This window comes from Proteus mirabilis ATCC 29906 (genome assembly GCF_000160755.1).
Lineage (GTDB): Bacteria > Pseudomonadota > Gammaproteobacteria > Enterobacterales > Enterobacteriaceae > Proteus > Proteus mirabilis.
In genome coordinates this window covers 1-1082 of the sequence record NZ_GG668596.1, presented here as the reverse complement: position 1 = coordinate 1082, position 1082 = coordinate 1, and the positions used below count along the sequence as shown (strand labels likewise).

2 protein-coding genes and 1 pseudogene are annotated in these 1082 nt (G+C 40.1%); all 3 read left to right on the top strand.

All coding sequences use genetic code 11. The features are described 5' to 3' along the window. A pseudogene (locus tag HMPREF0693_RS19315) lies at positions 1-186 on the top strand (hypothetical protein); the annotation flags it as partial. A gap of 32 nt (positions 187-218) precedes the next feature. Further along, positions 219-698: a ribonuclease domain-containing protein gene (locus HMPREF0693_RS18175; RefSeq protein ID WP_080975391.1), complete on the top strand. Its 480-nt coding sequence runs from the start codon at positions 219-221 to the stop codon at positions 696-698. A gap of 6 nt (positions 699-704) precedes the next feature. Further along, positions 705-995: a barstar family protein gene (locus HMPREF0693_RS18170; RefSeq protein WP_004905064.1), complete on the top strand. Its 291-nt coding sequence runs from the start codon at positions 705-707 to the stop codon at positions 993-995. The last annotated feature ends 87 nt before the right edge of the window (positions 996-1082 follow it).

Here is a 1082-nt window from a genome sequence, read left to right as displayed (position 1 = left end):
CGGCTGAATACGTGGGGCCAAATGCAGTTTTGGCGTTACCGAGAGGGTAAGGCGGAGAATGACCCTAATTACACCGAATGTCCTTTTCGTTTTGCGGGGCAATATGAAGATGAAGAAAGTGGCTTTATAATTGCTTTCGTTATTATGATAAGGAGACAGGGCAGTATCTTTCCCCAGACCACATAGGGCTATTGGGTGGGCTGAATCCCTATGGGTATGTGCATTGCCCGACGGGGTGGGTTGATCCGTTTGGGTTGCAAGTTGTAAATGCTTCATTATCAGGAAATAGTCACTCTACAAGCTCAGCACAAGGAGCTCTGCTTAAACAATATTACAGCACCGCAGAAAGTGCTAATGATGTTGTAAATAGTTTAAAAGCGACAGGAAAATTACCAGATAACTATGTAACAAAAGCACAGGCAGAGGCTGCTGGGTGGTCTAGAGGAAAAGCGTTAGGAAATTATGTTCCGGGAGGTCAAATAGGAGGGGATATTTTTGCTAATAGCACGAAGATCTTACCTGATGCCCCTGGAAGGGTATGGTATGAAGCTGATATCGGACTGAATAATAGCATGTCTAGAGCGAAGCAACCAGGTACCAGACTTTTGTATTCTAATGACGGGTTAACTTACGTAACTTCAAATCATTACGATACTGCCGAGGCATTAGGCATTTGGAACTGTTGTAAAGGAGGTTAATAAGTAATGAAAGAAATAACACTAGATGGGAATAAACAAAAAACACCTATTGAAGTGTATCAACTTTTTTCTGAGGAATTTGATTTTGGCCCGTACTTTGGAAATAATCCTGATGCGTTATATGACTTTATGGTGCCTATTGATGCAGAAGATAAACCAGTCATTATATTGTGGTATAATAGTAGTATTTTCAAGGAAAAGTATCCTAAAGAATTTGCACAGCTTGTCTCTGTGCTAAATAGCATAAGTGAATTTGGAAAATTTGACCAAGACACTTTTCAATTTAAAATTCTCTAAATATAAGGCCGGAAAAGTGAAGTGACCCCATAAAGTTGGATACTTTAAGTTAAGCGGCTTGTAAGGCCTGATTTCGATATTCAACCA

What these genes read in the sequence shown, in the direction of transcription:
- HMPREF0693_RS18170 (WP_004905064.1), top strand. Translation starts at nt 705, where the DNA reads ATGAAAGAAATAACACTAGATGGGAATAAACAAAAAACACCTATTGAA.